The organism is Streptomyces sp. NPDC057616 (assembly GCF_042800575.1).
In the GTDB taxonomy this organism is placed as follows: domain Bacteria; phylum Actinomycetota; class Actinomycetes; order Streptomycetales; family Streptomycetaceae; genus Streptomyces.
Genome location: NZ_JBHVGU010000017.1, coordinates 119,145 through 138,690 on the forward strand (window position 1 = coordinate 119,145; position 19,546 = coordinate 138,690).

Below are 19,546 nucleotides of genomic sequence, written 5' to 3' on the forward strand. Positions count from 1 at the left end.
CACACCTCAGTGCGCGGCTTCGGCGATGTGCTGCGTTCCGATGCGCTTGCGGAACACCCAGTAGGTCCACCCCTGGTAGAGCAGGACGATCGGGGTGGCGACACCGGCACACCAGGTCATGATCTTCAGGGTGTACGGGCTCGACGAGGCGTTGGTGACGGTCAGGCTCCAGTCCTCGTTGAGCGACGACGGCATGACGTTCGGGAACAGCGTCAGGAAGAGCATCGCGACCGCCGCCACGATGGTGACGCCGGACAGGGCGAACGACCAGCCCTCACGCCCGGCCTGATTGGCCGCCAGGGCGGCCACCAGCGCGACCACCGCCACGATCATGGCCACCAGGCTCTTGCCGTCTCCCTGGTCGACCTGGGTCCACAGCAGGAAGACCAGCGCCGCCACGGCGGTCACGAGACCGACCTGGAGGGCCATCTTCCGCGCCCGCTCACGGATCTCCCCGACGGTCTTCAGGGCCGTGAACACCGCACCGTGGAAGGTGAACAGCGTCAGGGTGACCAGACCGCCGAGCAGGGCGTACGGGTTGAGCAGGTCCCAGACGTTCCCTACGTACTCGAAGTTCTTGTCGATCTTCACGCCGCGCACGATGTTGCCGAAGGCGACGCCCCACAGGAACGCGGGGATCAGCGAGGTCCAGAAGATCGCGTGCTCCCAGTTGCGCTGCCAGTTCTCCTCCGGCCGCTTGGCCCGGTACTCGAAGGCGACGCCCCGCACGATCAGGCAGACCAGGATGATCAGCAGCGGCAGGTAGAAGCCGGAGAAGAGCGTGGCGTACCACTCGGGGAAGGCGGCGAAGGTCGCGCCGCCCGCCGTGAGCAGCCACACCTCGTTGCCGTCCCAGACGGGGCCGATCGTGTTGATCAGCACCCGCCTCTCTGGCCGGTTGCGGGCCAGCAGCTTGGTGAGCACGCCGACCCCGAAGTCGAAGCCCTCCAGGAAGAAGTAGCCGGTCCACAGGACGGCGATCAGGACGAACCAGACGTCGTGCAGTTCCATGACTCGATCTCCCTCGGCCTAGTACGAGAAGGCCATCGGCTTGTCGGCGTCACGGGTGTCGCCGCCGATCTTCGTGGGCGGGTTGAGGTCGGCCTCGGTGAGCTCGGGCGGTCCTGCCTTGATGTACTTCACCAGCAGCTTGACCTCGACGACCGCGAGGACGGCGTACAGCAGGGTGAAGACGGTCATCGAGGTGAGGACCTCGCCCTGGGAGACGCCGGGGGAGACCGCGTGCCGGGTCTGCAGGACGCCGTAGACGACCCACGGCTGGCGGCCCATCTCGGTGAAGATCCAGCCCCAGGAGTTGGCGATCAGCGGGAAGCCCAGGGTCCAGATGGCCAGCAGCCAGTAGAGCCTGCCGAGCTTGGGGCTGAGGGCCTTGTTGCGGAACAGGACCAGATGCGGCACCTCGTCGTCGCCGACCCTCAGGTGCTGCGGCAGCATGAACTTCTTGCGGGTCAGCCACAGTCCGAGCAGACCGACCCCGAAGGACGCCATGCCGAAGCCGATCATCCAGCGGAACGCCCAGAAGGTGACCGGGATGATGGGCCGGTAGTCGCCGGGGCCGTACTTCTCCTGCTCGGCCTTGTTGGTGTCGTTGATGCCGGGGACGTAGGAGTTGAAGTTGTCGTCGGCGAGGAACGACAGTATGCCGGGGATGGACAGCTCGACCGTGTTGTGGCCCTTGCTCACGTCTCCGTAGGCGAAGACCGAGAACGGCGCGGAGTCCTGGCCGTCCCACAGGGCCTCGGCGGCCGCCATCTTCATCGGCTGCTGCTTGAACATGACCTTGCCGAGCGTGTCACCGCTGATCGCGGTGAGCAGGCCGGCGATGACGACGGTGACCAGCCCCAGCCGCAGCGAGGTCTTCATCACGGAGACGTGCTTCTTGCGGAACAGGTGGAAGGCCGCGATGCCGACCATGAACGCGCCGCCGGTCAGGAACGAGGCCGAGAGCGTGTGGAACGCCTGGGCGACGGCGGTGTTCTGGGTGAGCACGTGCCAGAAGTCGGTGAGTTCGGCACGCCCCCTGGCCTTGTTGATGCGGTAGCCGACGGGGTGCTGCATCCAGGAGTTGGCCGCGAGGATGAAGTACGCCGACAGGACCGTGCCGATCGACACCATCCAGATGCAGGCCAGATGGATCTTCTTGGGCAGCCTGTCCCAGCCGAAGATCCACAGGCCGATGAAGGTCGACTCGAAGAAGAAGGCGATCAGGGCCTCGAAGGCGAGCGGGGCGCCGAAGACGTCGCCGACGAAGCGCGAGTAGTCGGACCAGTTCATGCCGAACTGGAACTCCTGCACGATGCCGGTGACCACACCCATCGCGATGTTGATCAGGAAGAGCTTGCCCCAGAACTTCGTCGCTCTGAGGTACTTCTCCTTCTCCGTGCGCACCCAGGCGGTCTGCAGGCCGGCCGTGAGAGCGGCCAGAGAGATCGTCAGGGGAACGAACAGGAAGTGGTAGACGGTGGTGATGCCGAACTGCCATCGCGCCAGTGTCTCCGGCGCCAGAGCCAGGTCCACGTCGTCATTCTCCTTACGTCGCCGTGGTACAGCGGCAGTTTGCCCCTTTTGTTACACACATCACTGGAGCAACCGGGACACGCTTGTGAACGCGTTCACATTCACAAGCAATTATGACGCACTGATTATCGAAGCCTGCAGTGGGGTCACGCTTGGGCCGATCGGCACCCCTCTTGGCAGCGACTTCAACATCTTGTTGAATTGCCTGCCGTGCAGATATTGATCTCGTGGCCCGCCGGCCACCTCACCGCGACCCTCGACGACACCCCGACCGCCCGGTCCCTGGGCAAGGCCCTGCCCCTGGCCTCCACCGCCCGCACCTGGGGCGAGGAGGTCTACTTCGACACGGGCGTGCGTGTTCCACGTGAAACGACGGCCCGGCAGGTCGTGGAGGCGGGCACCGTCGCCTTCTGGACCGACGGCGACGCCCTCGCCCTCCCCTACGGGCCCACACCGATCTCGCGAGGCGACGAGTGCCGCCTCGCGAGTCCCTGCAATGTCCTCGGCCGCCTCGACGGCGACCACCGGCTCCTGGCCACGGTCCGCGACGGCGACCCCGTACGCGTGGAACTCGTGACCGGCTGAGGCCGGTCGCGGAGTCTCAGAACTCCTTGCGGAACGCTTCCGTCACCTTCAGGAAGATGTCGTTCGCCTCGGTCTCGCCGACCGTCACCCGCACACCCTCGCCGGGGAACGGCCGGACCACCACGCCGTGCTGCTCACACGCCTGCGCGAACGCCGTCGTGCGCTCCCCCAGCCGCAGCCACACGAAGTTGGCCTGGGTCTCGGGCACCGTCCAGCCCTGGGCCCGCAGCGCGTCGACCACGCGGTTGCGCTCGCAGACCAGGGAGCCCACCCGGCCGAGCAGTTCGTCCTCGGCCCGCAGCGACGCGATGGCCGCCTCCTGCGCGACGTGACTCACGCCGAACGGCACCGCCGTCTTGCGCAGCGCCGCCGCCACCGGCTCATGGGCGATCGCGAAGCCGACGCGCAGCCCCGCGAGGCCGTACGCCTTGGAGAACGTGCGCAGCACGCAGACGTTCGGCCGCCGGCGGTAGATCTCCACGCCGTCGGGCACCTCGGGGTCGCGGATGAACTCGCGGTACGCCTCGTCCAGCACCACCAGCACATCGCCCGGCACCCGGTCGAGGAAGCGCTCCAGCTCCGCCCGGCGTACGACCGTGCCGGTCGGGTTGTTGGGGTTGCAGACGAAGATCAGGCGCGTCCGGTCGGTGATCGCGTCCGCCATCGCGTCCAGGTCGTGCACATCGCCCGGCGTCAGCGGCACCTGCACCGAGGTCGCGCCGCTGATCTGCGTGATGATCGGGTACGCCTCGAAGGACCGCCAGGCGTAGACGACCTCGTCGCCGGGGCCGCTGGTGGCCTGGATCAGCTGCTGGGCGACGCCGACCGAACCGGTGCCGGTGGCCAGGTGGGACAGCGGGACGCCGAAGCGGTCCGACAGCTCGTTCATCAGGCCCGTGCAGGCCATGTCCGGGTAGCGGTTGAAGGACGAGACCGCTGCCGTCACCGTCTCCATCACACCGGGCAGCGGCGGGTAGGGGTTCTCGTTGGAGGACAGCTTGTAGGCCACCGGCCCACCGGCCGCGGCGGGCTTGCCCGGCTTGTAGGTGGGGATACCCTCCAGCTCGGCGCGCAGCTTGGGGCTCGTCTCGCTCACCGCAGTCCTCCTCATGACCCACCGGCGTTCAATACTGCTTACCTTATGAGGATTCGGCGCCCGTGCGTACAGCTGAGCCGGACCTCCTCCGTCACAGCCGCATCAGGGGCAACACCACCCTTAGGCAGACGAATCGCGGGGCGCCTTCACATATATCTACGCGCCGGTGGCTCGCGCCGTAGCGCGCATCACCCGTGCAGGTGAGTTGAGACCTCTTCGAGACATCCGGAGCTTGGCAGGCTCATGCGTGCAGACAAGTCACGTAGTGCCATTGGATCGTTCAACTGACTTGTTTTCAAAGGCAGTTGACGTGAGATGACCTTGCAGAAACGTGCCTGTCAACGCGTGCATATGCGTCCGCCCTACCCCACTGCATGAGCCCTACTATCGGCTCGCCATGACAGCAGCAGGGAAGCACCAGGTGAGCCGCGCGGAAACCTCACGCCGAGGCAGCCGGCCGGGCCGGGCGGGCATCAGGGACGTTGCCGCCGCCGCCGGAGTCTCCATCACGACCGTCTCCGACGCCCTCAACGGCAAGGGCCGGCTCCCGGACGCCACCCGACGCCATGTCCGCGAGGTCGCCGACCGGCTGGGCTATCGCCCGTCGGCAGCGGCCCGAACGCTCCGTACCGGCAAGTCGGGCCTCATCGGCCTGACCGTGACGACGTACGGGGATGAACCTTTCACCTTCACCGAGTTCGCCTACTTCGCCGAGATGGCGCGCGCCGCCACCTCGGCCGCCCTCGCCCGCGGCTACGCGCTGGTCATCCTGCCCGCGACCTCGCGCCACGACGTGTGGTCGAACGTCGCGCTGGACGGCACGGTCGTCATCGACCCCTCCGACCAGGACCCGGTCGTCAGCGAGCTGGTCCGGCAGGGCTTACCGGTCGTCTCCGACGGCCGCCCGGCCGGCGCCCTCCCGGTCACCGCCTGGGTCGACAACGACCACGAGGCCGCCGTGCTCGGCATCCTCGACCATCTGGCCGCCGCCGGCGCCCGCCGTATCGGCCTGCTGACCGGGACGACGACCGACACGTACACCCATCTGTCGACGACCGCCTACCTGCGCTGGTGCGAACGCGTCGGCCAGGACCCGGTGTACGAGGCCTACCCGGCGCACGACCCCTGCGCGGGCGCCGTCGCCGCGGACCGCCTGCTCGCCCGCCCGGACCGGCCCGACGCCGTCTACGGCCTGTTCGACCCGAACGGCACCGACCTGCTCGCCGCGGCCCGCCGCTACGGCCTGCGCGTACCGGACGACCTGCTTCTGGTCTGCTGCAGCGAGTCCACCGTGTACGCCAACACCGAGCCGCCGATCACCACGCTCTCGCTGAAGCCGCGGCGCATCGGCACGGCGGTGGTGCAGCTCCTCATCGACGCGATCGAGGGGGTCGACTCGGACCAGCCGGTCGAGCAGGTGATACCGACGGAGCTGATCGTGCGCACCTCGTCGCAGCGGCGCCCGCCGCGCACGACGGTCAGTGCGCCGCGATCACCCGAGGAGGAGTAGAGCGGAGTCCCGTCAGCATGCGGTCCAAGCCCTGCCCAATCGGGGCGAAAGCCGCGGTGAACTGGACTCTTACTCCGATTCACCACCCCTGGGTCATCACATGGCGCGATCGGCATTCCTATGATGGGCCCACGACACCGCGGGCCGCTGCGACCAGGCAGTCCGAAGCGGTGCAGATGCGGCGCGATGGTGGAGGGGTCTGATGACTCAGGGGGCCGGTCAGGGACCCGAAGCGGAACGGACGGCGACGTTGCGCGATTTCCGGGTACCGGCGTATGTCCACGAGACCGGTCCGTACGGCCAGAACACCCATCCCGGTGATGTCGTCCCGCCCGAGGAGGCCGCGCTTCCCGAGGGGTACACGCCGACCGAGCGCGACCTGCCCGTCATCAACCGCGGCGACACGCTCCAGGTGCCCGTCGCGCCCGAGCCCGTGGCCGCCCCGCAGGAGACGGACGGCACCGGCCCGCTCTACGTCGTCGGCGACGTGCACGGCTATCTGGACGAGCTGCTCGCCGCCCTGCGCGAGCAGGGCCTCGTCGACGCCGCGGGACAGTGGTGCGCCGGCACCTCCCGGCTGTGGTTCCTCGGCGACTTCACCGACCGCGGTCCCGACGGCATCGGCGTCATCGAGCTCGTGATGCGGCTGTCGGCGGAGGCGGCCGCGGCCGGCGGCTACTGCAAGGCGCTCATGGGCAACCACGAGCTGCTGCTGCTCGGCGCCAAGCGGTTCGGCGACACCCCCGTCAACTCCGGTGCGGGCACGGCCACGTTCCAGGCCGCCTGGCTGCTCAACGGCGGCCAGAAGACCGACATGGACCGCCTCCAGGACCACCATCTGCAGTGGATGGCCCGCCTCGACGCCATGGAGTCGGTCGACGGCTATCTGCTCGTCCACTCGGACACCACCGCCTACCTCGACTACGGCGACTCGATCGAGGCGGTCAACGACACCGTCCGCGAGACGCTCACGCGCAACGACGCCGACGAGTGCTGGGATCTGTTCCGCAAGTTCACCAAGCGGTTCTCCTTCCGCGACGAAGGTGGTGCAGACGCCGTCCGTTCCCTGCTGGATACGTACGGCGGCACACGCATCGTTCACGGTCACAGCCCCATCCCGTACCTGCTGGGCGAGGTCGGGTCCGAGGACGGCGAGGACAGCGCGGGCCCGGTGGTCGAGGGACCGCACGTCTACGCCGACGGCCTGGCCATCGCGATGGACGGCGGAGTGACCATGGCCGGAAAGCTACTGGTGCAACAACTTCCCCTGGATATCTGAACGTTCACAGGGCAGGCGTCCTCCGGCGGGAGGAATCGCGACGAACGGTGCAGGCCAGAGGCCAATTTCTGGAAACCCCCTGTCACCACGTGCCGTGACCGCTCTACCATCGGCTTATCCGTAGCAGGCTCCCCTCCGTTTCTGCCCGACGGCTCGTTGGCATGCGAGCCCCAAGCCCTACGGAGCATCGGGGGATGCACATGAACAGCGTTCCGCAGCACCTGCTGAGTGAGGACCGCCAGGAGTACGAGCGGGTCCTCGACGAGGCGCTGCGCTCCGCCCCACACCGCCCGGAACTGGCCGCTGTCGGACAGCGGCTCAACGCCGAACAGCTGCGCACCATGGCGCTCAACGCCTCCGCGCTCATCACGGCGGCCGCGGCGACCGAGTACCAGCACTACGTGAAGGTGCGCGAGGAACTGCGCCAGCCGGCGTCGTCCACCCCGTCGCCCACCCGCGAAGCGGGCTCCTCGGAGCCCGGCGGGCCGGCGATGGGGCTCGCCACCACCCTCGGCGAGGCCGCCGAGACGGCCGGCGCGGGCGCCGTCGCCGTCGCCGCCGTCCTCACGCCGGTCCTTGCCGGAACAGCAGCGGTGATCTTCCTGCTCGTCGGCTACGTCATCCGGTCGCTCGACCCCGGCCAGGTCTTCGGCAAGACCTTGATCACCGCCGGCTGGGTGTTCGGCGTCCTGACCGCGGCCGCGATCCTGGTCGCCGCCGTCGGCCTGCTGCTCACGGCTCTGCGCAACAGGCCGTCGCTCGAGGACGGGCCGTACGGCGAACTGCGCGGGGACGTGGCCCTGGCCAGGGAAGCCTGGCGCGAGGCACTCCTGGAGCGCGGCATCATGCCGTTCCTCAGGGAGGCACTCGCCGACCCGGGCGCCGCCGCGGCCCTGCACAGCACCACACCGCGGACGCCGACCAGCCGTATGCCGAGCCTGGGCTACGACCGCCCCGGCTTCAGCAGCCCGGACGACGGCTCCGGCGGATCACGCCCGAGCTTCTCGAGCCCGGACTACACCAGCCCGGACTTCGGAGGCCCGGAACACCAGCCGGAGTGAGCGCCGGCTTGCGCCCTCCGCATCGGAGCGGCCCGTGGGGGCCGGCCGGGGGAGCGCAAGCCGAACACCCCTTTCGCCACGCCCTCTTCGGTCTGCTCGCACCGTGTCAGCCGGGCGGACCGTCCAGGTCGGACCCCTCGTGCACGACGTCGTGGGCGATGTCCACGAGGGGGAGGTTGTGGTGAAGGCGTAGGCGCGCAGGCGCTCGAAGGCGCCACCGGGCGAGATGTTCAGCCGCATGCGCGACGTCGGTGCATGCAAGTCGACGGGCGGCGCACGCCGGAACCCTCCTCAAGGGCTCCGGCGCACACGCGGCGCTCGCCGTCAGTCGGCGATCGGCAGATACACCCGGTTCCCAGCGGCGGCGAACTCCTTCGACTTCTCCGCCATGCCCGCCTCGATCTCGTCCCGGTTCCCGCCGTGCTCACGGCGGATGTCCTGGGAGATCTTCATCGAGCAGAACTTCGGCCCGCACATCGAGCAGAAGTGGGCGGTCTTGGCCGGCTCGGCGGGCAGGGTCTCGTCGTGGAACTCCCTTGCCGTGTCCGGGTCCAGGGCGAGGTTGAACTGGTCCTCCCACCGGAACTCGAAGCGGGCGTCGGACAGCGCGTCGTCCCAGTCCTGGGCACCGGGGTGCCCCTTGGCGAGGTCGGCCGCGTGGGCGGCGATCTTGTAGGTGATCACGCCCGTCTTCACATCGTCGCGGTTGGGCAGGCCCAGGTGCTCCTTGGGCGTGACGTAGCAGAGCATCGCCGTGCCCCACCAGGCGATCATCGCGGCACCGATGCCGGAGGTGATGTGGTCGTACGCCGGCGCGACGTCCGTGGTCAGCGGGCCGAGCGTGTAGAACGGAGCCTCCTCGCAGATCTCCTGCTGAAGGTCGATGTTCTCCTTGATCTTGTGCATCGGGACGTGCCCCGGGCCCTCGATCATGGTCTGTACGTTGAAGCGCTTGGCGATCGTGTTGAGTTCCCCGAGCGTGCGCAACTCGGCGAACTGTGCCTCGTCGTTGGCGTCCGCGATCGAACCCGGCCTCAGGCCGTCGCCCAGCGAGTACGTGACGTCGTAGGCGGCGAGGATCTCGCAGAGCTCCTCGAAGTTCTCGTACAGGAACGACTCCTTGTGGTGCGCGAGGCACCAGGCGGCCATGATCGAGCCGCCGCGCGAGACGATGCCGGTCTTGCGGTTCGCGGTGAGCGGGACGTACGGCAGCCGCACACCCGCGTGGACCGTCATGTAGTCCACACCCTGCTCGGCCTGCTCGATGACGGTGTCCTTGTAGATCTCCCAGGTCAGCTCCTCGGCCCGGCCGTCGACCTTCTCCAGGGCCTGGTAGAGCGGCACGGTGCCGATGGGCACGGGGGAGTTGCGAAGCACCCATTCACGGGTCGTGTGGATGTTGCGGCCGGTGGACAGATCCATGACCGTGTCGGCGCCCCAGCGGGTCGCCCAGGTCATCTTCTCGACCTCCTCCTCGATGGAGGACGTCACCGCGGAGTTGCCGATGTTGGCGTTGACCTTCACCAGGAACCTCTTGCCGATGATCATCGGCTCGATCTCCGGGTGGTTGACGTTGGCCGGCAGCACCGCGCGGCCCGCCGCGATCTCCTCGCGGACCACCTCGGGCGCCACGTTCTCCCTCAGCGCCACGAACTCCATCTCGGGCGTGATCTCGCCCCGGCGTGCGTAGGCGAGCTGGGTGACCGGCATCCTCTCGCGCCCTCGCCGCGGCTGGCGCGGGCGTCCGGGGAAGACCGCGTCGAGGTTGCGCAGCCCGCCACGCGGCGAGGTGTGCTTGATGCCGTCGTCCTCGGGGCGGACGGGGCGGCCCGCGTACTCCTCGGTGTCTCCGCGGGCGACGATCCAGTTCTCCCGCAACGGGGCGAGCCCCCTGCGGACATCGGTGTGGGTGAGCGGATCGGTGTACGGGCCGGAGGTGTCGTACAGCGTGACCGACTGCCCGTTGGTGAGGTGCACCTGACGGACCGGCACCCGCAGATCGGGGCGTGAGCCCTCGACATACGCCTTGTGCCAGCCGATGGACTTCCCGGCCTCCGAGGACTGTTCACCGGACTGTTCGCCCGGAATGGACAGTTCGTCCTGGTTGGAGGCAGGCGTGCGTGCGTCCTTGTTGGTCATGAGACCTACTCCCTACGCCGGCATTACCCGGTAACAGGTTCGGCGGTCGACGCAGCGATATCCGTCTGTCGACGTCTCGTTGGGGCCATCACCCGACTTCGGTGATGTTCCACGTGAAACATCGCAGGGACGGAGGTCAGCGCCCTCTCAGCCCGGTGCTCCGAGCTCCCGCGTGTGCAAAGGTGTCTCCACGCTAGCGTCAATTCCGGCGAGCTGAACAGGGGGCCCCGGCGTTCTTGCAATGATCGGGCGGTGACCACGACACGCCAGCACCCGTACCCACCCCCCGAGCCGCGCCCTGAGCACACCTCCCACAGCGGCCAGGAACACGGTCACGGTGCAGGCCATGGACACGGTCACGGGCAGCGCGCCAATGCCGCTGCCGGCCACGGTCACTCGCACAGCCACGGTCCTGCGGCGCCCGTCTCCAAGCACCTGCGCAAGGTCATCGCGGCGGTGCTCATCCCGTTCACCGCGGCCGTGGTGGTCGGGCTCGTGGTGCTGTGGCCCGGCGGCGCACCGGCCCATCAGCGTTCCGGCGTGGGCTTCGACCGGCAGACCCAGCAGGCGACGGTCGCCAAGGTCGTGAACGTGGACTGCAAGTCGGTGAACGCCTCCGGCCAGGCCGCGTCGGGCAACGCCTCCGGCGCCGCGAGCTCCTCCGCCCAGCAGCCGGAGAAGGGCACCTGCAAGAAGGCGACGATCCGCGTCGACACCGGCAAGGACAAGGGCCGCACGTTCACCGAGATCGTGCAACCGGACCAGTCACGGCAGCTGCACGAGGGCGAGAAGGTCGTGGCCGCCTACGAGCCGTCCGCCCCGAGGGACCTGCAGTACTCGGTGACCGACGTCAACCGGCGGTTCCCCATGGCGCTGCTCGCCGGCATCTTCGCGCTCGCCGTCGTGGTGGTGGGCCGTCTGCGCGGGGTCATGGCGCTGGTCGCGCTGGCCGTCAGCTTCATGGTGCTGACCTTCTTCATCCTGCCCGCGATCCTGCAGGGCTCGAACCCGCTGCTCGTGGCGGTGGTCGGGTCGAGCGCCATCATGCTGCTCGCCCTCTACATGTGCCACGGCCTGTCCGCCCGTACCTCCGTGGCGGTGCTCGGCACGCTGCTCTCCCTCGCGCTGATCGGCCTGCTCGGCTCCGGATTCATCGGCTGGGCGGCGCTGACCGGCAACACGGACGACAGCACCGGCCTGATCCACGGCCTGTACCCGTCGATCGACATGAGCGGTCTGCTGCTCGCGGGCGTCATCATCGGCTCGCTCGGCGTCCTCGACGACGTGACGGTCACCCAGACCTCGGCGGTCTGGGAGCTGCACGAGGCGAACCCGTCGATGGGCCGGCGGGAGCTGTACCGGGCCGGCATCCGCATCGGCCGGGACCACATCGCGTCCGTGGTCAACACCCTCGTCCTCGCCTACGCGGGCGCCGCCCTGCCGTTGCTGCTGCTCTTCTCCATCGCGCAGAGCGGCGTGGGGACGGTCGCCAACAGCGAGCTGGTGGCCGAGGAGATCGTGCGCACGCTGGTGGGCTCGATCGGCCTGGTCGCCTCGGTCCCGGTGACGACGCTGCTCGCGGCCCTGGTGGTCGCGGCCGACCGTCCGGCGGCCGAGCCGGTCGCGGGGAGGTCGCCGGGCGCCGCAGCGCCGGTTCCGGCGCGGTCGGGGAGGGGCAGGCGCCGCAAGCGCTGAGCGGGCTCCTGCTGCGCCGGGTGCGGGCACACCCGACGCAGAAGCGTTCCTGCAACCCTCCGTCGCACGCAGAAGCGTTACGGCCACTGACTGGCACCGGTCCGTCAGCCCGCGCTCTGCTCCTCCGCCAGAATCCTGTCCAGCGCCTCGTCGAGATGGGCGTCGAAGTCCGCGAGGGAGCCCTCCTGGCCAAGCGGCACCAGTTTGTCGGTGCGGTCGAGGAAGGCGATGAGCGGTGCCGTCGACGAGCGGAACAGCGCCTGGTCACAGCCCACCTGAAGCCGGATCAGCACCTCGGCGAGCGAGTCCGGTTCGACGGGCGAGACCCGCACGTCCCCCTCACCGCACGGCCGGCCCACCCCGTCGATGAGCAGTTCGCGGCCGAACGCCCAGGTCACCGGCGCATCACCGGGCAGGTGGAAGGTCAGCCGTACGGCATACGGATCAGAGGTCTCGTAACGCAGTTCCACCGGGATGCGGAACGAGAGCTCCTCGGAGACGAGAAAGCTCATCATGACCTCTGCCTGTACGGACTCGCGCATCGCCTACCCCGTCTTGTGAAACCGCACGGCTGGGAATCGTCCCCAGACTCTGGTGGCATCTTGCTGAAAGTACACGGCAGATCACAAGGAGTGAGTTTTCAGATGCTGATAGAGAGCGCCAGTGACCCCAGCAACTGGCCGATCTCACGCTGGAGCTGCTCGACCGCCGACGCCAGCCGATCGGCCTGCTGAGCAGGCAAGGAGATGGCCATCGTCGCGGCCGAGGTGCCCACGGTGATGGGGATCGCCGCGCAGACCGTCCCGAGTGCGTATTCCTGCCGTTCCGTCACCGGTTCCAGCCGCTTCGCCCGTTCGAGCCGCTTCAGCAACGCGTGGTTGTCACGCACCGTGTACGGGGTGATGGACTGCACGGGGTAGCGGTCGAGGTGGTCGCGGCGGGCGCTCTCGTCCAGCTGGGAGAGCAGGCACTGCCCGATCGCGTGGGCGTGCGCGGTCTCGCGGAAGTCCGCCCACTCCTCGACCGCCGGATTGCCCGGTGTGTCGGAGACGCACACGACCTCGATCTCGCCCTCCTGGTAGACCGCGTAGTACACGGGCACACCGATCGCATCCCGCCAGCGGGCGAGCGCGTCGACGATCGTGACGCGACGTTTCTGCTGGGCTGCGCCGCTGCTCAGCCGTACCGCCGCGTCCCCGAGGAAGAACAGGCCCTTGTCGCGGCAGAGATAGCCCTCGTGGACCAGGGTGCGCAGCAGGTGGTACGCCGTCGGCAGCGCCAGGCCCGTCTCGCGGGCCAGCTGCTTGGCGGGGGCGCCGTTCTCGTGGCCGGCGACGCACTCCAGCAGGCGCATCGCGCGCTGGACGGATCCGATCAGGGTCGCGGACTGCGAGGAGGCGGCGGAGGCGTCCGTGGACGGCTCCGTGGGGGCCGTGGAGCGCGACGGTGGCGGTGAGGCCGGACGCGACGGCTGCGGTGGCGCCGCCGCCGGGCGGGGGCGGGCGGGGGCCGTCGTCGCGCGCTCCTGCGTCGAGGGCCCCGGCTGCTCGGGGGGCCTGATGCGGTGTCGCGGTGGTGGAGCGGGAGGTGCGTGGGGGTCCGAGAGTGCGGTGTCTACCGTGACCAAGGATTACTCCCGTAGCGCGAGGGGGCAGCCCGTGCGGGGGAACACGGGTGGGAAGGTACGCCGCTCGCGGGGTCTTCCCCGCGTCGATTTCCGGACTCTAATAGCCAGTCGCCGCCTGGAGACGGCCTGTCCGGAAAACTTCCCTCGCGCGAGGGAACCGGTGATTCCTGTTACCGGTCACCGGTGTCCCAGGGGTCTCACCAGTCGCTTCGTGACGACGAGCTCGACATGAACTTCCGCACGACGTAGATCAGTCCGCCGACCAGTGCCACGAAGACCAGCAGCTTGAAGAGCAGTCCGATGACGAAGCCGACCACGCTCGCTATCAGCCCGCCGAAGACGACGAGGGCGATGACCGGCACCGCGACCCACTTCACCCACCACGGCAGTCCGCCGAAGATCTCTCCCATTGCCCTCGTCCTTACCTCTCCGCCCGGCTTCTGCGCAGGGCCGCTTCGATGTCCTGCACTCGATGCTAGGGCCGGCAGGGGTGCCGGCGGGGGCCTCGCATCCCTTGTCGTCCCCTGACTGAACCCTTAGGGAACCCCGAGACGCCGCCTCAGCTTTCGGGGGGAGAGAACACCACCAGGACCCGCAGGTCCTCGCTGATGTGGTGGAACTTGTGGGAGACGCCGGCCGGCACGTACACCACGCTGCCGCGCGCCACCTCGGTGGTCTCCAGGCCGACGGAGATCGAGGCACGGCCGCTCACGACGAAGTAGATCTCGTCCTGGTTGTGCGGCTTCTGTGGATCATGTTCGCCGGCATCGAGTGCGTACAGCCCGACGGACATGTTCCGCTCGCGCAGAAACTGCAGGTAGGCGCCCTCGTTGGCGGCACGCTCCGCCTCAAGTTCGTCCAGCCGGAATGCCTTCATCGCTGTTGCCGCCCTCGCCCCACTGCTCGTAGCCGATCTCGTCTGCCACGATCAGACACATGAAGAATTTCGTAGTCAAGACGATCGCCAACGCGGGTGCCCTGGCGATCGCCGTATGGCTGCTCGACAAGATCACCCTGACCGGTGACAGCACGGGCAAGAAGGCCGGCACCCTGATCATCGTCGCGTTGATCTTCGGCTTCGTGAACTTCCTGGTCAAGCCGATCGTGAAGCTCCTGAGCCTGCCGCTGATGATCCTGACCCTGGGTCTGTTCACGCTGGTCGTCAACGCCCTGATGCTGCTGCTGACCTCGTGGTTGGCCGGCAAGTTCGACCTGAGTTTCCACGTCGAGGGCTTCTGGACCGCGGTGCTGGGCGGCCTGATCATCTCGATCGTCTCGTGGGCGCTGCACGTCGTCCTGCCCGACGAGGACTGAGACCGCGATGAGCTACCGCGTCTGCTTCGTCTGCACGGGCAACATCTGCCGCTCCCCGATGGCCGAGTCCGTGTTCCGCGCCCGCGTCGCGGAGGCGGGGCTCGACGGCCGGGTCGAGGTCGACAGCGCCGGCACCGGCGGCTGGCACGAGGGGGACGGCGCCGACCCACGCACCGTCTCCGTCCTCGAGGAGAACGGCTACGAGAGCGACCACAGGGCGCGCCGGTTCGAGGCGTCGTGGTTCTCGCGCCTCGATCTGGTCATCGCTCTCGACACCGGTCACCTCAAGGCGCTGCGCCGCCTCGCACCCACTCCGGAGGACGCGGCGAAGGTACGGCTGCTGCGCTCCTACGACCCGGCGGCCGACGGCGATCTCGACGTCCCGGACCCGTACTACGGCGGCCTGGACGGGTTCGAGGAGTGCCTTGAGATGGTGGAGGCGGCGAGCGAGGGCCTCTTCGCCGCGGTACGCAAGCACGTGGAGGGACGGGCGGCATGAGTGTTTCCGCTGCGGGCGGGCCTTCGGGCGACGGTGACGGCACGCGCGCGGTCAGGGCGGGCCTGCCCGAAGCGGTCAAGAACGAACCGACCCTGCCTGGACCGGTGTTCGCCGCCCACTTCCATCTGCCCGGAGAGGTGGGCGGCCCCTACACCTACGGCCGGGACGAGAACCCCACCTGGACGCTGCTGGAGCGGGCCGTCGGCGAGCTGGAGGCGCCCGGGCAGGACGACGTGGAGACGCTCGTCTTCGCCTCCGGCATGGCCGCCGTCTCGTCCGTCCTGTTCTCCCAGCTGCGCGCCGGGGACATGGCGGTGCTGCCCGACGACGGCTACCAGGCCCTGCCCCTGGTGCGCGCACAGCTGGAGGCCTACGGCATCGAGGTGCGTACGGCGCCGACCGGCCAGGACGCCCAGCTGGACGTCCTCGACGGCGCGAAGCTGCTGTGGCTGGAGACGCCCTCGAACCCCGGGCTCGACGTGTGCGACGTCCGCCGTCTCGCCGAGGCGGCCCACGCGCGGGGCGCGCTCGTCGCCGTCGACAACACGCTCGCGACGCCGCTGGGGCAGCGCCCGCTGGAGCTCGGCGCGGACTTCTCCGTGGCCAGCGGCACCAAGCAGCTCACCGGCCACGGGGACGTCCTGCTCGGCTACGTCGTCGGCCGCGACGCCGAGGCGATGGCCGCCGTACGCCGCTGGCGCAAGATCGTCGGCGCGATTCCGGGGCCGATGGAGGCCTGGCTCGCGCACCGCTCGATCGCCACGCTCCAGCTCCGCGTCGACCGGCAGTGCGCGACGGCGCAGACCCTCGCCGAGGCGCTGCTCCGGCGGCCCGAGGTGACCGGGCTGCGCTACCCGGGGCTGCCTGGCGACCCCTCGCACAAGATCGCCTCGCAGCAGATGCGCCGCTACGGCTGCGTGGTGTCCTTCACGCTGGCCACGCGCGCGCGTGCCGAGCGTTTCCTCGAGGCGCTGCGGCTCGTGGACGACGCGACGAGCTTCGGCGGGGTGCGGTCCACGGCCGAGCGGCGCGGACGCTGGGGCGGGGACGCGGTGCCCGAGGGCTTCATCCGCTTCTCCGTCGGCGCCGAGGACCCCGAGGACCTGGTGGCCGATGTGTTCCGCGCGCTGGACGAGTCGGCGCGATGAGCGCGGCGCGCCCCCGTGCGGCGATCTCCGGACGGTGCGCGGCTACGTACAACGGACGGTCCGAGCCTCCCCCCTCGTGGCTCGGACCGTCCCCGGTCCTGCGCGCGAAGAACCGCGCGACCAAGGCTAGTTGACTCTGTGTCAGTGTCCAATCACGGTAGCGACAGAGACCTATCGACTTATTTATAGTTGGGCCCTGCCTGGGGGCCGGGAGAAGGGCAGGGAACTGGGGAGGACGAAACATGGATCTGGCCTTGCTGCGCACTTTCGTGACCGTGCACCGGGCCGGTTCCTTCACCCGCGCCGCCGCCCTGCTCGGTCTGTCGCAGCCGGCCGTGACCTCCCAGATTCGCACGCTGGAACGGCAGCTGGGCCGCCCCCTGTTCCTGCGGCAGGCCCGCGGCGTCACCCCGACGACCATCGGCGACGAGCTCGCGCACAAGGCCGCCCCGCATCTGGACGCCCTGGTGGAGATCGCCGAGACCGGTCTCGACGACGAGTCCTCCTTACGGACCCTGCATCTCGCCGGTCCTCCCGAGTTCACCGCCGAGCGGGCTCTTCCCGCACTCACGGAGCTGACCGGCGAGGAGGGCCAGGGGTTCGCCCTGCGCGCCTCCTTCGGCAATGCCGAAGAAACCCTGGAGGGGCTGGCCGCCGGACATCACGATCTGGCCATCACCACGGCTCGTCCGCGCGGCGCCCTGCTCACGGCGACTCCGCTGTGCGACGAGGAGCACGTCCTCGTCGCCACCCCGCAGCGGGCCGAGCAGATCGGCTCCGACAAGCCGGATCTCAAGGGGGCACCGGCCCTGGAGGACGTCCCGGTGATCGAGGTGCACGAGTCGCTGCCCTTCGTCTCCCGCTACTGGGCCTCCGTCTTCGACTCCCGCCCCGGCGCCCCGGGCACGGTCATCGTGCCCGATCTGCGCGCGGTCCTCGCCTGCGCCGTCGCGGGCGCGGGACTCGCGGTCCTGCCCCGCTATCTGTGCGCCGCCGCCCTGGAGCGCGGCGAGATCGTCGCCCTGCACGAACCCGCGGTACCTCCCCTGCGGACCTACTTCCTGGTGGTGCGTACCGGCACACTCGCGATGCCCCATGTCGCGCGGGCCCACGAATGGCTGCTGCGGGCCGCCAACGACTGGTGCTGACCTGCGCTTTTACGTCCGTCACAGGGAGATCCCAGCCGGTCACGTCCCGCGATGTTTCACGTGGAACCAGCCGGGCCACATTTCCCCCATGACCGTCCGACCCGTGGTCAAGCGCACCGCCCGTGCAGTTCTGCTGGACGGCGACCATCTGATCCTGATCAAGCGCACCAAGCCCGGTGTCGATCCCTACTGGGTCACCCCCGGTGGCGGGGTCGAACCCGAGGACTCGACCGTCGTCGACGCCCTGCACCGCGAGGTGTACGAGGAGCTCGGCGCCAAGATCACCGATGTGGTGCCCTGCTTCGTGGACACCGTGGAGCACATCGGTGAGGACGGCGGCGCGACCGGCGTGAAAGTGCAGCACTTCTTCGTCTGTCATCTGGAGTCCATGGACCCGGCCCTGCGGCACGGCCCCGAGGTGGACGAGCCCGCCGGCGAGTACGAGATCGTGCGGATCCCGTTCACCCGTGTAGGGATCGCCTCGGTGCATCTCGTGCCACTGTCCCTGCGGCACTACCTCGACGGGAACATCGAGGGCGTACGCGCCATGCACGCACCGGACCTGGGCTGACACCACCGCCGGGTCACGCACCGAACCGGGATCGACACCGCCGCCGGGTCACTCCCATGCGGCGATGAGGTCCTCGACCGAATCGTGCCGGATGCGCTCCGACGGGATGCCGACGTACCTCAGGGCGTCCACGCCGCTGCGGATCATGCCGGGCGGCCCCGACAGATAGGCGTCGTACCCGTTCCACGGCCCGTGCTCGCGGATGGCGTCCGGAAGCTGGAGCCGGGTCTGCTGGTCGACCACCGCGCGGACCGAGAGCCAGGGATGGGCCTGCTGGAGCCTGAGCATCGTCTCGATGTCGTACAGGTCGCCGCCGGTACGGGCGCCGTAGAAGACCTCGACCGTCCGCCGCGCACCGTGTTCGGCCACGTCCTCGACGAGGGCCTTGATGGGCGCGATGCCCGTGCCGCCGCCCAGGCACAGCAGTCCGCTGTCGGTGGTGTGGTCGACGGTCATCGAACCCTCCGGCGGGCCGAGGCGGACGACGTCACCGCGGCGGGCGCGGTGCACCAGCGCGGTCGAGACCCAGCCGGTGGGGACGGCCTTCACATGGAACGTCAGCAGGCCGTCGGAACGCGGCGCCGAGGCGAAGGAGTAGTGGCGCCAGATCCGCGGCCACCACGGCGTCTCCAGGCTCGTGTACTGACCGGCGAGGAACGGGTACGGCTGGTCGGGGCGGACCGTCACAACCGCCACGTCCGGGGTCCTGCGTTCGTGCGCGACGATCTCGGCCTGCCACCAGGCCGGCGCGCGCAGTTCGTCCGCGGCCGCGGCGTCGATCATGATCTGCGAGATCGTCGTGTACGCCCGGACCCAGGCCGCCTCCGCCCTGGCGTCCCAGGTGGCGGAGGCATGCCTGCTCAGCGCGCCGATGAGGCACTCGCCGACGGCGGGGTAGTGCGCGGCGGCGGCGCCGTACTTGCGGTGGCCACGGCCGAGGCTCTGCAGCTGGGCGGCGAGGGCCTCGGTGTCGTCGAAGAGCTCGGCCGCCCTGAGCAGGGCGCTGAACAGCCGGTCCCGCTGCACGTCCATCGCCGCCGGGAACAGCGCTCGCAGGTCCGGGTGGCGGACGAAGAGCATCGCGTAGAAGTACGAGGTGACCTGGTCGGCGATCGGTGCCACCTCGGCCAGGGTCCGGCGGATGAGCAGGGCATCCGGCGAAGCACTTCCGGCCCGGATCGGGACGGGGAACGGGCCGCTGTCCATGGTGTGCCTCGCCTCGAACGTCTTTCAGCCGGTCCGCGCACTTTCGCCGGAGGGTGACTGACAGAGGTGCAGCGCTCTCGCCGCGGCACTCTTGGCGCAGCATCCCATCGTGCTGAGGCGCCCCTTTGGC

The 19,546-nt window shown here is 69.2% G+C and carries 19 protein-coding genes and 1 riboswitch; of the genes, 10 read left to right on the top strand and 9 right to left on the bottom strand.

Features of this window, described 5'->3' with window-relative positions; genetic code table 11:
• Positions 1–6 precede the first annotated feature (6 nt).
• Positions 7–1,011, bottom strand: a complete 1,005-nt coding sequence (cydB, locus tag ACFU97_RS22470; RefSeq protein ID WP_384259187.1) for a cytochrome d ubiquinol oxidase subunit II — start codon at positions 1,009–1,011, stop codon at positions 7–9.
• Between the two features lie 18 nt (positions 1,012–1,029).
• On the bottom strand, positions 1,030–2,538 hold the full coding sequence (locus tag ACFU97_RS22475) for a cytochrome ubiquinol oxidase subunit I (RefSeq protein WP_384259189.1): 1,509 nt from the start codon (positions 2,536–2,538) through the stop codon (positions 1,030–1,032).
• Between the two features lie 210 nt (positions 2,539–2,748).
• Between ACFU97_RS22475 and ACFU97_RS22480 the strand changes: the two genes are divergently transcribed.
• Positions 2,749–3,123, top strand: coding sequence for a cyclophilin-like fold protein (locus tag ACFU97_RS22480; RefSeq protein WP_384259192.1), 375 nt, complete (start codon positions 2,749–2,751; stop codon positions 3,121–3,123).
• Positions 3,124–3,139: 16 nt separating this feature from the next.
• Here the strand turns inward: ACFU97_RS22480 and hisC are convergent, their stop codons facing one another.
• A complete protein-coding gene (hisC, locus tag ACFU97_RS22485; RefSeq protein WP_384259194.1) occupies positions 3,140–4,219 on the bottom strand; it encodes a histidinol-phosphate transaminase in 1,080 nt (359 codons plus the stop codon).
• Between the two features lie 397 nt (positions 4,220–4,616).
• Between hisC and ACFU97_RS22490 the strand changes: the two genes are divergently transcribed.
• The 3 genes from ACFU97_RS22490 (at position 4,617) to ACFU97_RS22500 (ending at position 8,069) form a co-directional block, all read left to right on the top strand.
• The gene (locus ACFU97_RS22490; RefSeq protein ID WP_384259196.1) at positions 4,617–5,729 is read left to right on the top strand and encodes a LacI family DNA-binding transcriptional regulator; all 1,113 of its coding nucleotides are present in this window, start codon (positions 4,617–4,619) and stop codon (positions 5,727–5,729) included.
• Positions 5,730–5,931: 202 nt separating this feature from the next.
• A complete protein-coding gene (locus tag ACFU97_RS22495; protein ID WP_384259198.1) occupies positions 5,932–7,008 on the top strand; it encodes a metallophosphoesterase in 1,077 nt (358 codons plus the stop codon).
• 194 nt (positions 7,009–7,202) lie between these two features.
• Positions 7,203–8,069: a hypothetical protein gene (locus ACFU97_RS22500; protein ID WP_384259200.1), complete on the top strand. Its 867-nt coding sequence runs from the start codon at positions 7,203–7,205 to the stop codon at positions 8,067–8,069.
• Positions 8,070–8,393: 324 nt separating this feature from the next.
• Here the strand turns inward: ACFU97_RS22500 and thiC are convergent, their stop codons facing one another.
• A complete protein-coding gene (gene thiC, locus ACFU97_RS22505; RefSeq protein ID WP_384259203.1) occupies positions 8,394–10,208 on the bottom strand; it encodes a phosphomethylpyrimidine synthase ThiC in 1,815 nt (604 codons plus the stop codon).
• Positions 10,201–10,390, bottom strand: a riboswitch (TPP riboswitch). It overlaps the preceding gene by 8 nt.
• Positions 10,391–10,460: 70 nt before the next feature.
• On the opposite strand from thiC, the gene ACFU97_RS22510 reads away from it, so the two are divergent.
• Positions 10,461–11,903, top strand: coding sequence for a YibE/F family protein (locus ACFU97_RS22510; protein WP_384259205.1), 1,443 nt, complete (start codon positions 10,461–10,463; stop codon positions 11,901–11,903).
• Positions 11,904–12,007: 104 nt separating this feature from the next.
• Here ACFU97_RS22510 and ACFU97_RS22515 read toward each other — a convergent pair whose 3' ends face one another.
• From ACFU97_RS22515 to ACFU97_RS22530, 4 genes are all read right to left on the bottom strand, one after another.
• Positions 12,008–12,445, bottom strand: a complete 438-nt coding sequence (locus ACFU97_RS22515) for an SsgA family sporulation/cell division regulator (RefSeq protein WP_384259207.1) — start codon at positions 12,443–12,445, stop codon at positions 12,008–12,010.
• A 98-nt stretch (positions 12,446–12,543) separates the two neighbouring features.
• Positions 12,544–13,530, bottom strand: a complete 987-nt coding sequence (locus ACFU97_RS22520) for an IclR family transcriptional regulator (protein ID WP_384259210.1) — start codon at positions 13,528–13,530, stop codon at positions 12,544–12,546.
• A 197-nt stretch (positions 13,531–13,727) separates the two neighbouring features.
• Entirely contained in the window at positions 13,728–13,940 is a 213-nt protein-coding gene (locus ACFU97_RS22525; RefSeq protein ID WP_384259212.1) for a DUF5326 family protein, read from the bottom strand.
• Positions 13,941–14,089: 149 nt separating this feature from the next.
• The gene (locus ACFU97_RS22530; RefSeq protein ID WP_384259215.1) at positions 14,090–14,407 is read right to left on the bottom strand and encodes a cupin domain-containing protein; all 318 of its coding nucleotides are present in this window, start codon (positions 14,405–14,407) and stop codon (positions 14,090–14,092) included.
• Positions 14,408–14,466: 59 nt separating this feature from the next.
• On the opposite strand from ACFU97_RS22530, the gene ACFU97_RS22535 reads away from it, so the two are divergent.
• The 5 genes from ACFU97_RS22535 to ACFU97_RS22555 all read left to right on the top strand — a co-directional run bounded on the left by ACFU97_RS22535 (position 14,467) and on the right by ACFU97_RS22555 (position 18,210).
• Positions 14,467–14,844, top strand: coding sequence for a phage holin family protein (locus ACFU97_RS22535; RefSeq protein ID WP_384259217.1), 378 nt, complete (start codon positions 14,467–14,469; stop codon positions 14,842–14,844).
• A gap of 7 nt (positions 14,845–14,851) precedes the next feature.
• A complete protein-coding gene (locus ACFU97_RS22540) occupies positions 14,852–15,343 on the top strand; it encodes a low molecular weight protein-tyrosine-phosphatase (protein WP_384259220.1) in 492 nt (163 codons plus the stop codon).
• Complete coding sequence (locus ACFU97_RS22545; protein WP_384259222.1) at positions 15,340–16,491, top strand: cystathionine gamma-lyase; 1,152 nt, start codon at positions 15,340–15,342, stop codon at positions 16,489–16,491. The genes ACFU97_RS22540 and ACFU97_RS22545 overlap by 4 nt, the downstream gene beginning before the upstream one ends.
• A gap of 242 nt (positions 16,492–16,733) precedes the next feature.
• Entirely contained in the window at positions 16,734–17,639 is a 906-nt protein-coding gene (locus ACFU97_RS22550; RefSeq protein WP_384259224.1) for a LysR family transcriptional regulator, read from the top strand.
• A gap of 88 nt (positions 17,640–17,727) precedes the next feature.
• Positions 17,728–18,210, top strand: coding sequence for an NUDIX domain-containing protein (locus tag ACFU97_RS22555; protein ID WP_384259227.1), 483 nt, complete (start codon positions 17,728–17,730; stop codon positions 18,208–18,210).
• A 48-nt stretch (positions 18,211–18,258) separates the two neighbouring features.
• Here ACFU97_RS22555 and ACFU97_RS22560 read toward each other — a convergent pair whose 3' ends face one another.
• A complete protein-coding gene (locus tag ACFU97_RS22560) occupies positions 18,259–19,416 on the bottom strand; it encodes a globin domain-containing protein (RefSeq protein ID WP_384259229.1) in 1,158 nt (385 codons plus the stop codon).
• Positions 19,417–19,546: the final 130 nt, after the last annotated feature.

Coding starts and splice junctions, on each gene's coding strand:
- cydB (WP_384259187.1), bottom strand. CDS start 1,011: ATGGAACTGCACGACGTCTGGTTCGTCCTGATCGCCGTCCTGTGGACC.
- ACFU97_RS22490 (WP_384259196.1), top strand. CDS start 4,617: ATGACAGCAGCAGGGAAGCACCAGGTGAGCCGCGCGGAAACCTCACGC.
- ACFU97_RS22495 (WP_384259198.1), top strand. CDS start 5,932: ATGACTCAGGGGGCCGGTCAGGGACCCGAAGCGGAACGGACGGCGACG.
- ACFU97_RS22500 (WP_384259200.1), top strand. CDS start 7,203: ATGCACATGAACAGCGTTCCGCAGCACCTGCTGAGTGAGGACCGCCAG.
- thiC (WP_384259203.1), bottom strand. CDS start 10,208: ATGACCAACAAGGACGCACGCACGCCTGCCTCCAACCAGGACGAACTG.
- ACFU97_RS22515 (WP_384259207.1), bottom strand. CDS start 12,445: ATGCGCGAGTCCGTACAGGCAGAGGTCATGATGAGCTTTCTCGTCTCC.
- ACFU97_RS22525 (WP_384259212.1), bottom strand. CDS start 13,940: ATGGGAGAGATCTTCGGCGGACTGCCGTGGTGGGTGAAGTGGGTCGCG.
- ACFU97_RS22530 (WP_384259215.1), bottom strand. CDS start 14,407: ATGAAGGCATTCCGGCTGGACGAACTTGAGGCGGAGCGTGCCGCCAAC.
- ACFU97_RS22535 (WP_384259217.1), top strand. CDS start 14,467: ATGAAGAATTTCGTAGTCAAGACGATCGCCAACGCGGGTGCCCTGGCG.
- ACFU97_RS22540 (WP_384259220.1), top strand. CDS start 14,852: ATGAGCTACCGCGTCTGCTTCGTCTGCACGGGCAACATCTGCCGCTCC.
- ACFU97_RS22545 (WP_384259222.1), top strand. CDS start 15,340: ATGAGTGTTTCCGCTGCGGGCGGGCCTTCGGGCGACGGTGACGGCACG.
- ACFU97_RS22550 (WP_384259224.1), top strand. CDS start 16,734: ATGGATCTGGCCTTGCTGCGCACTTTCGTGACCGTGCACCGGGCCGGT.
- ACFU97_RS22555 (WP_384259227.1), top strand. CDS start 17,728: ATGACCGTCCGACCCGTGGTCAAGCGCACCGCCCGTGCAGTTCTGCTG.
- ACFU97_RS22560 (WP_384259229.1), bottom strand. CDS start 19,416: ATGGACAGCGGCCCGTTCCCCGTCCCGATCCGGGCCGGAAGTGCTTCG.